This window comes from Vibrio sp. 1CM24A, from assembly GCF_023161725.1.
GTDB classification, from domain to species: domain Bacteria; phylum Pseudomonadota; class Gammaproteobacteria; order Enterobacterales; family Vibrionaceae; genus Vibrio; species Vibrio coralliirubri.
In genome coordinates, this window is the sequence record NZ_JALNTS010000002.1 from 445562 (window position 1) to 460308 (window position 14747).

12 protein-coding genes are annotated in these 14747 nt (G+C 44.2%); all 12 read left to right on the forward strand.

What is annotated here, in order from left to right; all coding sequences use genetic code 11:
- Window positions 1-147: 147 nt before the first annotated feature.
- Window positions 148-1140 (forward strand): ABC transporter substrate-binding protein, encoded by a 993-nt coding sequence (locus MSG38_RS05830; RefSeq protein ID WP_017063893.1) that lies wholly within the window; start codon window positions 148-150, stop codon window positions 1138-1140.
- Window positions 1141-1287: 147 nt separating this feature from the next.
- A complete protein-coding gene (locus MSG38_RS05835; protein WP_019823103.1) occupies window positions 1288-2187 on the forward strand; it encodes a proline/glycine betaine ABC transporter permease in 900 nt (299 codons plus the stop codon).
- Window positions 2180-3412 (forward strand): glycine betaine/L-proline ABC transporter ATP-binding protein, encoded by a 1233-nt coding sequence (locus tag MSG38_RS05840; protein ID WP_048615892.1) that lies wholly within the window; start codon window positions 2180-2182, stop codon window positions 3410-3412. Before MSG38_RS05835 ends, MSG38_RS05840 begins: the two co-directional genes overlap by 8 nt.
- Before the next feature lie 394 nt (window positions 3413-3806).
- Window positions 3807-4211 (forward strand): Hpt domain-containing protein, encoded by a 405-nt coding sequence (locus tag MSG38_RS05845; RefSeq protein WP_248401251.1) that lies wholly within the window; start codon window positions 3807-3809, stop codon window positions 4209-4211.
- Window positions 4212-4434: 223 nt separating this feature from the next.
- Entirely contained in the window at window positions 4435-5946 is a 1512-nt protein-coding gene (locus MSG38_RS05850; RefSeq protein WP_052878417.1) for a sigma-54 dependent transcriptional regulator, read from the forward strand.
- Window positions 5927-7033 carry a glycosyltransferase family 4 protein gene (locus MSG38_RS05855; RefSeq protein WP_248401252.1) on the forward strand — a complete coding sequence of 369 codons (1107 nt, stop codon included), beginning with the start codon at window positions 5927-5929 and terminating at the stop codon, window positions 7031-7033. The genes MSG38_RS05850 and MSG38_RS05855 overlap by 20 nt, the downstream gene beginning before the upstream one ends.
- A gap of 251 nt (window positions 7034-7284) precedes the next feature.
- Window positions 7285-8661 (forward strand): O-antigen ligase family protein, encoded by a 1377-nt coding sequence (locus MSG38_RS05860; protein ID WP_248401253.1) that lies wholly within the window; start codon window positions 7285-7287, stop codon window positions 8659-8661.
- 92 nt (window positions 8662-8753) lie between these two features.
- Window positions 8754-9539, forward strand: a complete 786-nt coding sequence (locus MSG38_RS05865) for an acyltransferase (protein ID WP_248401254.1) — start codon at window positions 8754-8756, stop codon at window positions 9537-9539.
- Window positions 9532-10650 (forward strand): glycosyltransferase, encoded by a 1119-nt coding sequence (locus tag MSG38_RS05870; protein WP_050645138.1) that lies wholly within the window; start codon window positions 9532-9534, stop codon window positions 10648-10650. The genes MSG38_RS05865 and MSG38_RS05870 overlap by 8 nt, the downstream gene beginning before the upstream one ends.
- Complete coding sequence (locus tag MSG38_RS05875) at window positions 10647-12071, forward strand: Wzz/FepE/Etk N-terminal domain-containing protein (protein WP_050653467.1); 1425 nt, start codon at window positions 10647-10649, stop codon at window positions 12069-12071. The genes MSG38_RS05870 and MSG38_RS05875 overlap by 4 nt, the downstream gene beginning before the upstream one ends.
- A gap of 383 nt (window positions 12072-12454) precedes the next feature.
- Window positions 12455-13555: a glycosyltransferase gene (locus MSG38_RS05880; RefSeq protein WP_248401255.1), complete on the forward strand. Its 1101-nt coding sequence runs from the start codon at window positions 12455-12457 to the stop codon at window positions 13553-13555.
- Window positions 13552-14739 carry a glycosyltransferase family 2 protein gene (locus tag MSG38_RS05885; RefSeq protein ID WP_248401256.1) on the forward strand — a complete coding sequence of 396 codons (1188 nt, stop codon included), beginning with the start codon at window positions 13552-13554 and terminating at the stop codon, window positions 14737-14739. Before MSG38_RS05880 ends, MSG38_RS05885 begins: the two co-directional genes overlap by 4 nt.
- The last annotated feature ends 8 nt before the right edge of the window (window positions 14740-14747 follow it).

Consider the following 14747-nt stretch of genomic DNA (forward strand, 5'->3'; position numbering starts at 1 on the left):
TTTGCACGTTTATCTATTCAAACTTCACCCATCCCTCCTTCTGCTCAAATGGTTCAAATACACGGAAAGGATCACCATCGAGCAATTTAGATAATCAATTTACCTTGGTTACCTTAGTTGTATTATTAAAGAGAAAGGAAACTCAATATGAAATACAAGTTAAGCTCCGTATTTTTGTTAGTAGCAGCAGCCAGCGGTAATGCTAACGCTGGAGAATGTGGCAGCGTAACAATCGCAGATATGAACTGGAACTCTGCAACACTGATCGCCAATATCGACCAATTCATTCTTGAACATGGTTATGGGTGTGATGCTGAACTTATCCCTGGCGACACTATGCCAACAGGCACGTCGATGATCGAAAAAGGCCAGCCTGATGTTGCACCTGAACTTTGGAGCAACAGCTTAAAAGACGCATTAGATAAAGGTGTTGAAGAAAAACGTCTTCGCTACGCAGGTAAAGCACTTGTGAACGGCGGTGAAGAAGGCTTTTGGGTTCCGGCTTACCTAGTTAAACAATACCCTGAAATGGCAACCATCGAAGGCGTACGCAAGAACGCTAGCTTATTCAAACACCCTGAAGACCCAGATACATCTGCATTCTACAGCTGCCCTGCAGGCTGGAACTGTCAGATCAGCGCCGGAAACTTGTTTAACGCTCTTGAGCTAGAAAACAGTGGTTTCACGATTGTTGATCCAGGCTCGAGTGCCGGCTTATCTGGCTCTATCGCAAAAGCTTATGAACGTGAAGAAGCTTGGTTTGGTTACTACTGGGCACCAACCGCTGTGCTAGGTAAATACGACATGGTTAAAGTCGACTTTGGCAGTGGCGTTAATGAGGAAGAGTTCCTTAACTGTACCACCAAAGAAGATTGTGAATCGCCAAAAGCAACCATGTACCCGCCTTCACCTGTCCACACGATTACCACTGAAAGTTTTGCGTCACGTGCTCCTGAAGCATACGACTACTTTACTAAACGTGGTTTCACAAACGACAAAATGAACTCGCTACTTGCTTGGATGGAAGACAACCAAGCTGATGGCGAAGAAGCGAGTCTGCATTTCTTAAGTGAATTCCCAGAAGTATGGCACCCATGGGTTTCTGAAGAAGTGGCTAAGAAAGTTGAAGCAGAGCTGTAAGAGGCTGATTTAATAACAAGTAATTACGCTTCAACAATAAAACAGAAATAACGTCGCTATACTTGATGTTATTCATGATTCGGAGCCCTTTTCATTAGCGATTTTCTTATCGCATGGACAAGTGGCTCCGAACTATAAGGATATAAAATGGCTGACAGCAATTGGTTATCAAGCTTTCCAGAGATGGAACGCGGTGATTTACGAACCATAAAAAAGACGCTAGATGGCGCATACCGTGAATTTTCCCGTGAATACGGCGAAATGATTGAATCTCTCTTTGACCCTCTTCTTTCATTCCTTGTTTGGTTTGAAAAACTTCTTATCTCAACACCTTGGATTATTGTCCTTGCCGTGTGTACCAGCCTTGTCTACGCAGCAAGCCGTTCTTGGAAACTGGCTTTAGGCTGTGTTGTTTCTCTACTTCTCATTGGTTACTTTGGAATGTGGGAAGACACCATGCGGACGCTCAGTATCATTACTGTATGTACCTTGGTTTCAATATTCTTAGGCATTCCGATTGGCATTGCGATGGCTCGTTCAAATCGAGCGCAATCTATCGTTACGCCGATGCTCGATATCATGCAAACCATGCCTGCATTCGTTTACTTGATTCCAGTGGTAATGCTACTCGGCATCGGTAAGATTCCAGGGCTAATCGCCGTTGTTATCTACGCGATTCCGCCTGTAATTCGTCTAACTAACCTAGGCATACGCCTAGTCGACAAAGAAGTCCTTGAAGCCGCTACCGCTTTTGGTGCGAGCAAAAAGCAGCGCTTGTGGGGTGTTCAACTTCCTCTAGCAATGCCAACGATTATGGCGGGTATCAACCAAACCATCATGATGGCACTGTCTATGGTTGTTATCGCATCCATGATTGGCGTGAAAGGCCTAGGACAACCGGTTCTTAAATCGATTACTAACCAGTACTTCACATTAGGCTTGATGAATGGTTTCGCCATCGTTGCCCTCGCAATCCTTTTTGACCGCGCTTCACAAGCGTACGCAAGAAGAACTAATGCGCATTTAGGAGGATTCAAGCATGACTAAACCATTGATTGAAATTAGTGGTCTGTACAAGGTGTTTGGACCGAAACCAATGTCTGTTATGAACCGAGTTCAAAACGGCGAACACAAAGATCAGATTCTTGCGGATACGGGTCATACCGTTGGTTTGAAAGAGATCAACCTTGAGATTAACCGTGGTGAAATCTTCGTTATCATGGGGCTTTCTGGCTCGGGTAAATCGACGCTGATTCGCCACTTCAACCGTTTGATTGACCCGACTCAGGGTAAAATCATGGTTGAAGGCATTGATGTGATGAGCCTCAACACTAAACAGCTAGAAGAGTTCCGTCGTCATAAAATGTCGATGGTATTCCAACGCTTTGGCTTAATGCCTCATCGCACAGTGGTAGAAAACGTTGCGTACGGGTTGGAAGTACAAGGCATCAAAAAAGAAGACCGTTTAGCGAAAGCCAACGAATGGTTAGAAACGGTGGGCTTAAAAGGTTATGGCAAGCAATACCCAGCGCAACTTTCAGGTGGTCAGCAACAACGTGTTGGCCTTTCTCGCGCTCTGTGTACTAACGCTGAAATCTTGTTAATGGATGAAGCCTTTTCGGCACTCGACCCTTTGATTCGAAGTGAAATGCAAGACCAGCTTATTGAACTTCAAGAGAAGCTTCATAAGACGATTGTTTTCATTACTCATGATCTGGACGAAGCACTCCGCCTAGGCGATAGAATCGCAATTTTGAAAGACGGCGAGTTAGTACAACAAGGCACACCACATGAGATTCTGCTAAATCCAGCCGATGATTACGTGGAAGCGTTCGTGAAAGACGTAAACCGCGCTCGTGCATTGACCGTTGAAACCGTTATGCAACCTCCTCTTTATCGAATCACATCAGAAACGATTGAAGGTGCTCTGGCACAAATGAAGATGCTTAAAAACGATTACGCTTATCACGTAACGGATGACGGCTATCAAGGCCTAGTCACACAAGAGAGCCTACAAGACGCTGTTGAAGATTCATCGGTACATGACTTTAGTGATGAGATATACGAAGAAGTCCCTGCCATCTTACCTGATGCGGTGATTGAAGAAGTGCTACCAGATACTATGTCTTGTGACTACTCTCTTCCAGTTGTTGATGAAGACGGTAATCTAAAAGGTGAACTAGAGAGAAGCGCTGTTGCTGATATCTTCTCAGAAAGTAGCGAGGAAGAAGTAGAAGCCGACCCAAAGCCAAAGATTGCTAAAGCTTCGTAGTTCTACTTTTCGTTATTTAGAGCTCGGCTGTTTAAATTATCGCTATTTGCGTTATAGGTATTTGGGTTATCGCTATTTTGATTAACCCAAACTGCTTATCCCGCTTTAAGACCACTGCTGTTAATTCACTGCAGTGGTCTTTTTTATTTGTATTGGCCTCGTTTTATCCTGAGATATGCCCGCACCTTAGGCTTTATAGGCACCTAAGTTGATATTTCATAAGAGAAAACAAAATTAAATCAGTCCGTTAGGTTTGTCACAAACCCAGTAGCAAGATGAACGAGATGCCAAATAAATGCGCTATTTGTACGGCAACCAGTTGAAATTATTCTAGAAAATGACTAGAACTTAATAGTACTCACGGATATTAAGCTCAACAAAAGGACTTAGTTTGATGAATTCTACTTTGGCGTCAGACGCAGCTACAAATCTAAACTCACAACAAGTGAGCGAGCTTGTCGATGAAAGCGTTCTGGAGCAAATGATTCGCGATACAAGTGCGGACATTATTCCTATCTTGATCGACCATTATGTCGAAGAATCACAAACACGCTTGGTCGCCATAAAAGAGGCTGTCACTCAGAAAGACGCTCAAATGCTTGAGTTCGAGGTCCACACTCTCGGCAGCACAGCGCTTTCGTTAGGTAATCGCCCTTTGGGTGAGCTCGCTCGTGCTTTAGAAAAACAATGCTTAGAACAGAGTTATGATGCTGCATTTCGAAAAGTTGATGAATTACTAGAGCTCGCAGAGCGTTCAATAAAAGCCTTGCTTGAAAGGAAAGAAGCAGGCTTCAGCTAGCTTTGCATGTTCATTATCGGTAGCAGATTAAAAACTCAAAACAGTCGTTATTAATATAGTCGCCATAAGATGTGCTCCATCATGAACAGCAATGCGAGAAGTTGTACCGGCCGCTTCTTAAAAGATTGCATGCGGTAGATAACAAATACACAAGACTCGTATTGATGGTTGCATATCACTATGTTATTGATTGGTTAGGATAAAGTTTCAAAAGGAATACACAATGCGCCCTAAGGTATTGTTAGTTGAAGACTCCACCTCACTCGCCGTACTCTACAAGCAGTACGTAAAAGACGAGCCCTACGATATTTTCCACGTCGAAACCGGCGCGGAAGCTAAGACCTTCATTGAAAGGCACTCTCCACAGCTTGTTATTCTTGACCTTAAACTGCCTGACATGCCAGGCGAAGAAGTCTTAGATTGGATTAGTGCGAATGAAATACCAACCGCAGTCATCATCGCGACAGCGCATGGCTCAGTAAACATTGCTGTAGACCTTATCCAGCGCGGTGCAGAAGACTTCTTAGAGAAACCCATTCAAGCCGATCGACTCAAGACTTCTGTTCGCTTACATCTAAAAAGAGCGAAACTCGAAAACCTTGTCGATAACATGCAAAGCAAGTTCGATCGTGACCGCTTTCATAATTTCATCGGCTCTTGTCTACCCATGCAGGCGGTTTACAAGATCATTGATTCGGTAGCACCAACCACTGCCAGCGTGTTTATTAACGGCGAAAGTGGTACCGGTAAAGAAGTGTGTGCGGAAGCGATTCACCAAGAGAGCCAACGTAATGACAAACCCTTCGTGGCTATTAACTGTGGCGCTATCCCGCGAGACCTAATGGAGAGTGAAATCTTCGGTCACGTTAAAGGTGCGTTTACTGGCGCAACAACCGACCGTAAAGGTGCAGCAATGCAAGCGCATGGTGGCACCCTATTTCTCGATGAGCTTTGTGAAATGGAATTGGAGATGCAGAAGAAGCTCCTCAGATTTTTGCAAACTGGTACGTTTACTCCACTCGGTGGTAATCGCGAAATTAAAGTGGATGTCAGAATTATCTGTGCGACCAACCGCGACCCACTGGTCGAGGTAGAAGAAGGACGTTTTAGAGAAGACCTTTACTACCGTGTTCACGTTGTGCCTATCGAGATGCCTCCGCTTCGTGAACGAGGAAGTGACATTGTCACCCTATCTAATCACTTCTTGAAACTGTACGCGAAGCAAGACAAGAAGAAGTTCAAATCAATAGACAAAGAAACGCAGAATCTACTTAAACGTTATGCGTGGCCAGGCAATGTGCGTCAGTTGCAAAACATCATCCGTAACATCGTGGTGTTGAACAATGAAACGAGCGTGACTAAAGACATGTTGCCGCCTCCAATTAATAAAGTAGATGCAGCTCCAACCTCGAAATCAGTGACACCAATTCGAGTAACTGCGCCCCAACCTGCTGTTGTTGAAGCACCAGAAGCTAAGTTGCCACCGATTACTCCGGAAGAGTTGGAGCAATCGTCAGTTGCTCAAACTCACAACGAGCCGATGACGCCCGCATTTACCACAAGCGACGGTGCTATTCGTCCAATGTGGCAAATAGAACGTGAAGCCATTCAACATGCCATCAATCATTGCGATGGCAATGTGTTAAACGCTGCTGTGCTGTTAGAACTGAGCCCTTCTACTGTTTATCGTAAGAAACAGGCTTGGGAATCGGAAGATGAGTACAATCAAGCCTAGCCAAGGTGTACTTAACGTAAACCTTCACGAGATTTGGCTGTTGATCGACAGCCAAACTTTTGGAGGCATCGAAACGCATGTTTTAGAATTAGCACAAGGCCTGATATCGGAAAGCGCTCAGTACTCAGAGGCTGTTCGCGTCGTTCTTTTAACTAAGTTTAATCCTGAAGCGATCATCGTTGAAAAGTTGAATGCGCTGAACATCCCTTATAGTTACCTCTCCGATTTAGCCTCATACTCTGTAGATTCAAGTAGCAATAGCGCGACACAGCTTAAACACGCAGTTCAACATTATCAGCCAAGGCTTATCCATGCTCATGGTTACAAAGCCAGTTTGGTCAGCAAGCTCATCAAGCTCGTACCTCGTTTAAACAACACCAAACAAATCACCACATATCACGCAGGTGAAACCCCAACAGGCAAAGTATGGCTTTATGACTGGCTCGACCGCTACAGCAGCTTTCTTTCTGATCAGTCGCTCGTGGTCAGTGAGAAGATTAAAGCGAAGGTACTGAGCAAGACCTATCAATTGAACAACTTTGTTAAAGTCCCAACTGGGTTAACAAACTCCCGTTCATCAAGCCCATTCCATGTTGGTTTTGTGGGGCGATTGAGTCATGAAAAAGCGCCGGATCGATTTGTCGCATTAGCCCAACAGTTTCCTGATGTTCGGTTTGAGCTTTTTGGTGACGGACCAGAAATGGACGTCTTAGTTAAATCGCAGCCTGATAATGTGACCTTTCATGGGCATCAAACCAATATGGATGACGTCTGGAGCCAAATCGATCTGTTAATCATCCCTTCTCGCTTTGAAGGCTTACCTATGGCGGCATTAGAAGCCATGATTCGCGGTATTCCCGTCCTTGCTACCTCGGTTGGTAACTTGCCTCAACTCATCGATCATCAAGTTAATGGCTACCTCGCCAATTCACAGGCCGAGCTACAACAGTTTTTATCTTTGTGGATGTCATTGACGAACGAGCAACGTGACTCTCTCAAGAGTAACGCGATAGAAACCGTGAAAAACCAATACTCACCACAAGCCGTTGTGCCGCAGTTGTTGGAAATCTATCAACTCGACCGTTAATACTCGTCTTAGTAGTTAACTGGTCATTTGGCCTTGATGATTTAAGTGCTTTAGTCAGTTTTATACTGATTCTCAAAATGACAAAACTCACCTCAAGGCTACGCTCTCACTTAATAATCCAACAGTAAATCAGCCAGTTAAACAAAATGCATAACTGGCACTCACTTTGCAATCTTTAACATCAGGCGTAACTACGTCTTAAAAGATTGCGAGCCGAGTCATAAAGAGTTTATTCGCCAATAGAGGTCACAATGGTCAACCCTGAAGCCAATAGATTGCCAGTCATCATCACGATCAGCACCTTGTGTGTTGGACTTGGTGTTGTTTGGTACTTTGTGCCTCATCCTGCTGTCATTGTGGCGCTCGCTCTTGTGCCATTAGCCGGCTTATTCGTGTTAAACAAGACATTCTGGTTAGTTCTATTGTTCGTTGTCTTTTCATTTTTCCGAATTCACGAAGCCGTACCTCAGCTCTATTCATTAAAAATACCGCTGATGCTTTCACTAGGAGCACTGTCAGCTTTGCTCTGGCATGCATTAATTAGTAAAGAGCTTAAAATCTTCTGGCACCCTTGTTTAAATTGGCTCGCCATATTTTGGGTATTGGTTTTCATTGGTATTATCTTCGCGTCCAACAGGCCAATAGCACTGGCAGAATTCAAGGGCGTTTATTGGAAAATCATCGTGATGACGCTTGCGATTACTTGGCTAGTAAATACCACGGAAAATCTCGCAAAAACCGCGATGACGATTATCTACGCTGGCGCTTTAGTAAGCTCTATCGCCGTGTACAACTCAGTAAATGGTATTGGGCTTGTTGAAGGCTCACGTGTGACTATTGGCCGCGATTTTGGCTCTATGTTAGGCGACCCGAACGACCTAGCGTTGGTACTGATGTTCCCACTGGCCTTTACGATAAGCCAAGCCACTACGTCTGGCATCTCAAAGTCCAAACGTTTAATCAGTGCCTTAGTTTGTCTGTTACTGCTCGCCGCCATTATTGCCACTCAAAGCCGTGGCGGACTACTGGGTTGTATTGCCGTGATTGGTATTTTTGCGTGGAAACTAGTGCGCTCTAAAGTCCTATTAATCTCGGTGGGAACTGTCGCGGCCGTAGTGCTCTACTTGGTTGCTGGGATCTCAGACAGGTCTTCTGGTGGTGCAGCTGAACAAGGTATCGATGAATCTGCAATGGGGCGAATCTATGCATGGGAAGCAGCAGTAAAAATGGCAGTTGAGAATCCTCTGACTGGCGTAGGGTTGAACAACTTCTTCTCGAACTACTTCTTTTATAGTTCGCACTGGGACGGACTGAATCATGCCGTTCACAGTACTTGGTTTGGTGTATTGGCAGAAACAGGCTTTATTGGTCTGATCATTTTTGTTTGTCTTATCGTTTCTTTGATCAAAACCTCTCGCTCTACGCTCGCGAGATTAAAAAACTCGACCACAGAAATCGCACCCGAACTCAATGCGGTCGCCTATGCGATCTATGCAGGTCTGATTGGCACAATCGTGTCGGGTACATTTTTGACTCAAGGCTTCAACTGGCCGATTTATATCCTCGCAGCACTCACAGTTTGCGTCTCAAATGTATCTCAAACTGCCTGTCAAAATGAGAAAACCTAAAAGCAATATTTTAACCTATTGAAAGTATTATATTTATTAAATGGCACAATATATGAAAGTACTTCTATATAACAAAAAAGAGGATTTTCATTATGACGTCAGTATCTATACATCAATTCAAACATTGGCTTAAGTTTCATCCTAATTCTCGAATTAGAAATGTGTTTTTCATTTTGAAAAACATCAGAAGCGCAGAGCTACCTACCCCCCAAATACTTAATCGTTGCCTGTATCAAGCGCACAAGTTAGTGGTGAGTTTGGTTTCTGGCTTTACTCGATTCTTCTACTGGACACCTGCTTTCAAAGGTCGTGTGGCTCAATGTGGCAAACGCCTGTATTTGTATGGTGGACTGCCTTTCGTCAGTGGTCCGGTGCAAATTTCGATTGGAGACAACTGCCGTATCTCTGGCCACACGACATTCTCTGGTTGTACTCAACCACTAGAAGGCTTGGAACACCCACTATTGTCGATTGGTAACAATGTCGACATCGGATGGCAGTCGACTATCGCTGTTGGAGGTAAAGTCGTTATCTCTGACAACGTACGAATCGCAGGCGGCGCTTTTCTATTTGGATACTCTGGACACCCGCTGGATGCAAAGCGTCGAGCACTAGGTGAAGGCGATGATCCTCAGCAAATCGGCGACATCATTCTTGAACCCGATGTATGGCTGGGCACGAATGTTACAGTTAAAGGTGGCGTAACCATCGGTGAAGGTGCCGTAATAGCCGCAGGCAGCGTAGTAACAAAGGACATCCCGGCCTTTGCAATCGCAGGTGGTAACCCAGCTCGAGTTGTCGGTCACATTAAACCCGTTGAAGTGACAGAATCCGATATGTTCGATTCGTTAGAGACTCATGGAGGTGACCATGCGTGATTTAATCGTATTTGGTGAAGACTTTGGTGGCCTACCTTCATCGACTCAACATTTAGTTCGTCACCTTGCTAAGCAACACAAAGTCTTATGGGTCAACTCTATTGGCCTAAGACAACCGAAGCTGTCCGCTAAAGATGCCAGCCGAGCGTTCAACAAGTTGTTTGGTAAAACCAAAGCCGTTACTCAAAACATGCTCGACTCTGAGGGACACGACAACATTACTATCGTTAACTTAAAGACAATCCCTGCGCCTGCTTCTAAATTTTCTAGAAAGTTGGCTCAGCAAATGATGTTGCACCAACTAAAACCGATTATTGCGGAGCTTAATCTGAACGCGCCTATCCTATGGACTTCTCTTCCAACCGCTGTTGATTTGTGCGGACACTTAGGCGAGTCATCTGTGGTTTATTACTGCGGTGATGATTTTAGCGCGTTGGCTGGTGTTGATCATGACACCGTTGCACAGCACGAATCAGAGTTAATCGATAAAGCGACGCTTATATTCGCGGCTAGCAAAAAATTGATGGATAAATTTCCAAAACATAAAGCGCACTTGCTACCACACGGCGTCGACGTAGACCTATTTTCAACACCCGCACCCAGAGCGAATGATTTACCAAGCAACCACCGCCCTATTGCTGGTTTTTATGGCAGCCTTTCTAAATGGCTGGATTATGAAATGATTGGTCAAGTTGCGAATGCGATGCCGGAATGGGACTTTGTTTTCATTGGCCCAAACGAGCTTGATACGCTCATGCTGCCTAAGTTGAGTAACGTACATTACCTTGGCCCACGTCCACACCACACGCTGCCAAGCTATTCTCAACACTGGGATGTGAGCTTGCTGCCGTTTGTTGATAACGAGCAGATCCGAGCTTGTAGCCCACTCAAACTAATGGAATACCTTGCGGCTGGCACACCCATTATCACAACACCGTTCCCTGCTTTGGTTCCATATCAAGAGCACGTAACGACTGTTGGTAGTGCGAACCAAATGATTTGGGCGCTTGATCATGCACGCCAACTGAACGATTCACCTATCTCTGTCGTCGAACAAGACAGCTGGCAAAACCGTGGTAACTTCGTACATTGGATGTTGGAGCTATTATGAATAATCTGAAATTGCGGTTATTAGTTATCATCAATGCGATGTGGCGCCAACGCTACGTTATCGTTCTTCCAATGCTTATTTTGCCCTTTGTAGGCTTTGGTGTGAGCAAGTTGGCTCCTACTAAATATGACGCGCATACCAGTATGTTGATTCAAGAAACGGCCAAGATGAATCCATTCTTGGAAGACATCGCCGTTTCGACCATGCTCAAAGACCGACTTAATGCATTGAGAACACTGCTTCACAGTCGACATGTGCTTTACTCAGTCGCTGATGAACTGCAACTAACCACGCCAGATATGCCTGAAATTAAGAAACAAGAGATCATTACAGACCTGTCTCAGCGTTTATCGGTGACTCAGCTTGGAAAAGATTTTCTAAAGATAAGTCTAACGTCGAACACACCAAATGGAATGGAAGCGACGCTGCGCTCGGTAAGTGAACATTTCATTGAACAGTTGCTCGCGCCGGAACGTTCATCAATTGAAGACTCAAGTAACTTCTTAAAAATTCATATCGACAAACGGAGTGTGGAACTTGAAGAAGCGGAAGAAGCTTTAGCCTTGTACATGAACGAAAACGTCCAGTCGACACCTGAGGTACAAAGTCAAAGTTTGAATCGCTTAGCGTCACTCAAACAAACACTGGCGGAAAAAGAGGCAGAGTTATCGGGTGTCGAAAAAAGTTTAGGGTCAATCGACCAACAACTTTCACGAACCAACCCTGTGATAGGTAAATTAGAAGACCAGATCATCGACATTCGAAGCGATCTAACCTTGTTACAAGCAAAATACACAGATAAACACAGTGCTGTGCAAGCTAAAGTGCGTGAGCTAGACAGATTAGAGAATGAACGTAAGAGTTTACTCGAGGTAACCCAGCCAACGATGAACAGCGACCAGCTTTGGGACATCGCAAGTAGCACGACACTGAACAAACTTTCTGATACCCAACCTCTTCTGGTCACTCAATTACACAGCCTACAGCTGGTTCGTGCTCGCTTTGAGTCTTTAACCGAAGAGACCAAAAGCCTTCGTACTATGATTTTCGAATTAGAACATAAGGCCAATAACTTCGGCGAAAATGCAAAAGAGATGTACCGCCTTAAACGTCAAGTTGAAATCAAACGTCAACTATATGATGAACTGACAGAACGTTATGAAATGGCTCAGCTAACGGGTTCGCTTGGTGTATTCGAGCAAAACAAACGTGTGAAGATTATTGATTTGCCTTTCACACCGAGTATCAAATCTAACATGCCGACTTTTGTCTTTATTCTGGCTGGATTCGTTGCAGGTATCGGATTGGGTGTTGGCTTAGCTGTGTTGTTTGAACTGTTTGACTCTTCAATCAAACGTAAAGACGAAATCGAAGAGATCTTAGGCGTCCCAGTGATTACGGTGATCCCTAAAATGAGCTAGTCAACCTCAAAGCCATTTTTGAATTGCTAGCTTCACAGCTTTCTAATTTCCTAACTTCGTGCTTCCTAGCTTTCTAGTTTCCAAGTACTAAACGCCAACACTCGCTTGGCGTTTTTCTTTTATAAGGCCCCAAGTTCTAATGCTACTTTCGATTTACCCAAGCCCTATGATTCAAACTGCCATTCAATCGTATTTTGTTTTGATTCCCATTTTGAGAAATGAAAACCTCCCTGGAATTGAATAATCTAAATGCCTGAAAAATAGAGACTATTTAATTGGCACAACTCCTGCAATCTCCTTGTGTAGTTAAACGTTTTAAAGAATTTACTTCAAGAGAAACGTCAGAAAGGCGAAACAAGAATTATAAAGGCAGGGGCCAAATTATGAATACGTATTTAACGAAGCATGGCAAAAAGATCATACACGTTGTTCAGCACCTTGCACCGGGTGGATTAGAAACCCTAACTCTGGATTTGCTGCGCCTTGCTAAACCAACAGACCAAGTGTTGATTGTCAGTTTAGAAGGTACAAAACAAGAATCTATAAACAACTGGCCGAAGCTAGAGCCATACAAAGAGCAAATCGTGTTTTTGGATAAAGCACCAGGCGTACAATTCAATATCATTATTAAGCTAATTAAAGCCTTCAATGCGATTCGCCCTGATGTTGTTCATACCCATCATATAGGCCCATTGTTATACGCTGGTTATGCCGCTCGCGTAACAGGGGTTCCAACTCGAATCCATACCGAACATGACGCTTGGCATCTGAAAAACAACAAACGTCGTCGATTACAAGCGCTTGCTTTAAAAGCTGCTCAACCAACGTTAGTTGCCGACGCGACACGTGTTTATAACCAACTACGCACTGCTTTTTCTTATGAGAACATCATTACCATCAAAAATGGCGTCGATTGTGAGAAGTTTAAGCCAATGTCGAAAGACCAAGCGAGAGCAAGCCTAAACCTGCCGACAGACAAACACATCATCGGTTGTGCAGGTCGACTAGAACATGTCAAAGGCCAAGACCAACTTATTAAAGCACTGACTCTTTTACCTGAAAACATGGTTGTCGTATTGGCTGGCGTCGGAACTAAACGCAATCAACTAGAGCAACTTACTAGCCGGTTGAATCTGAGTGACCGAGTCGTCTTTCTTGGCCTAGTTGAAGATATGACCACGTTTTACGGAGCGTTGGATACCTTCTGCCTACCTTCACGCCACGAAGGGCTGCCGCTTTCTACACTCGAAGCTCAAGCATGCAATATTCCCACTGTCGCAATGGACGTTGGTGCCGTCGATGAAACCTTGTGCCCTATAAGCGGAACACTCGTTAAAAAAGGCAGCATTACAGGGTTAGCCAATGCCTTGTTAGAGACTCAAAATGAACGCTTTTTATCACCTCGACACTACGTTCTTGAGAACTTCGACATCATCAAAATGGTTTCGTCTTACAACGATATCTCAGAAGGAGCTTACGCATGATCGATTGGTTACTTGCGGGACTTTGTTTGTTTTCAGGCGCGTTGATTGTCTATCATCACGCAGCCTACCCTTTGTTACTGCGTTGGTATGCTAAAAGCCACCCAGCACGTCAAGTTGAAGAGAGTCATCGTTGTTACAAAGATGAGCAGCAAGATTGTACGTTACCGACCATCACCGTTCTTGTTCCTGCATTTAACGAAGAACAGTGGATCGCAGACAAGATTCGTAACCTTGCTTCACTCGATTACCCAAAAAAGAAGTTGGAAGTCATTATCGCTTGCGATGGTTGTACCGATAACACGGTCGCAATTGCTCAAATGACCATCCAAGAAGCAATGTGCAGTGATGTTTATTTTGAGATACATGACCATAAATTAAACCGAGGTAAAGTCGCGGTTGTTAATGAAGAAGTGACACGTATAACCAGTGATATTACAGCGATGAGTGATGTTTCTGCTCTTATTTCATTGGATGCTTTGCTTATAGCCGCCGCTCATTTTGAAAGTGACAAGGTTGGAGTGGTAAACGCAACCTATCAACTTTGTCCAACAGGCAATGAAGGCGAAAACACGTATTGGCAGTACCAAACCGCGGTTAAAGAGTCAGAGGCTTCATTAGGTTCTAGCTTGGGTTCCCATGGCGCTTTTTACTTATTTAGAACACACCTTTTTGAACTGCTTCCACTCAACACTATTAATGATGATTTCATCTTACCGATGCAAATCGTTAAACAAGGTTACATCGCAGAATACGAAACCCAAATGGTGGCATTAGAGCTAGAGGAATCGAACCTAGAAACAGACTTTAAAAGAAGACTTCGTATCTCAGCGGGCAACATGCAACAAGCGATTCGATTATTTGGCTTGTTCAGCCCGAAATTCAAAGGCATCGCGTTTGCGTTCTTTTCAGGAAAAGGACTTCGCCTACTCACTCCATATTTAATGATTGTGTGCTTAGTGTGCTCAATCTTACTTAGCAACTACTTGGTATTTGAAGCGCTGTTATGGGCTCAAGTTGCCGTTTATACCATTGGCGTCCTTGGCTGCATCTTGCCAAAGCGTCTAGTAAACAAACCTATTTCATTAATCTCTTATTTGATAGTTGGACATTATGCCAACTTCATTGGTGGCATTCGTTACCTAATCGGACTAGAAAACTCACCTTGGACACGAGCGAATCATTAAGGACTTAT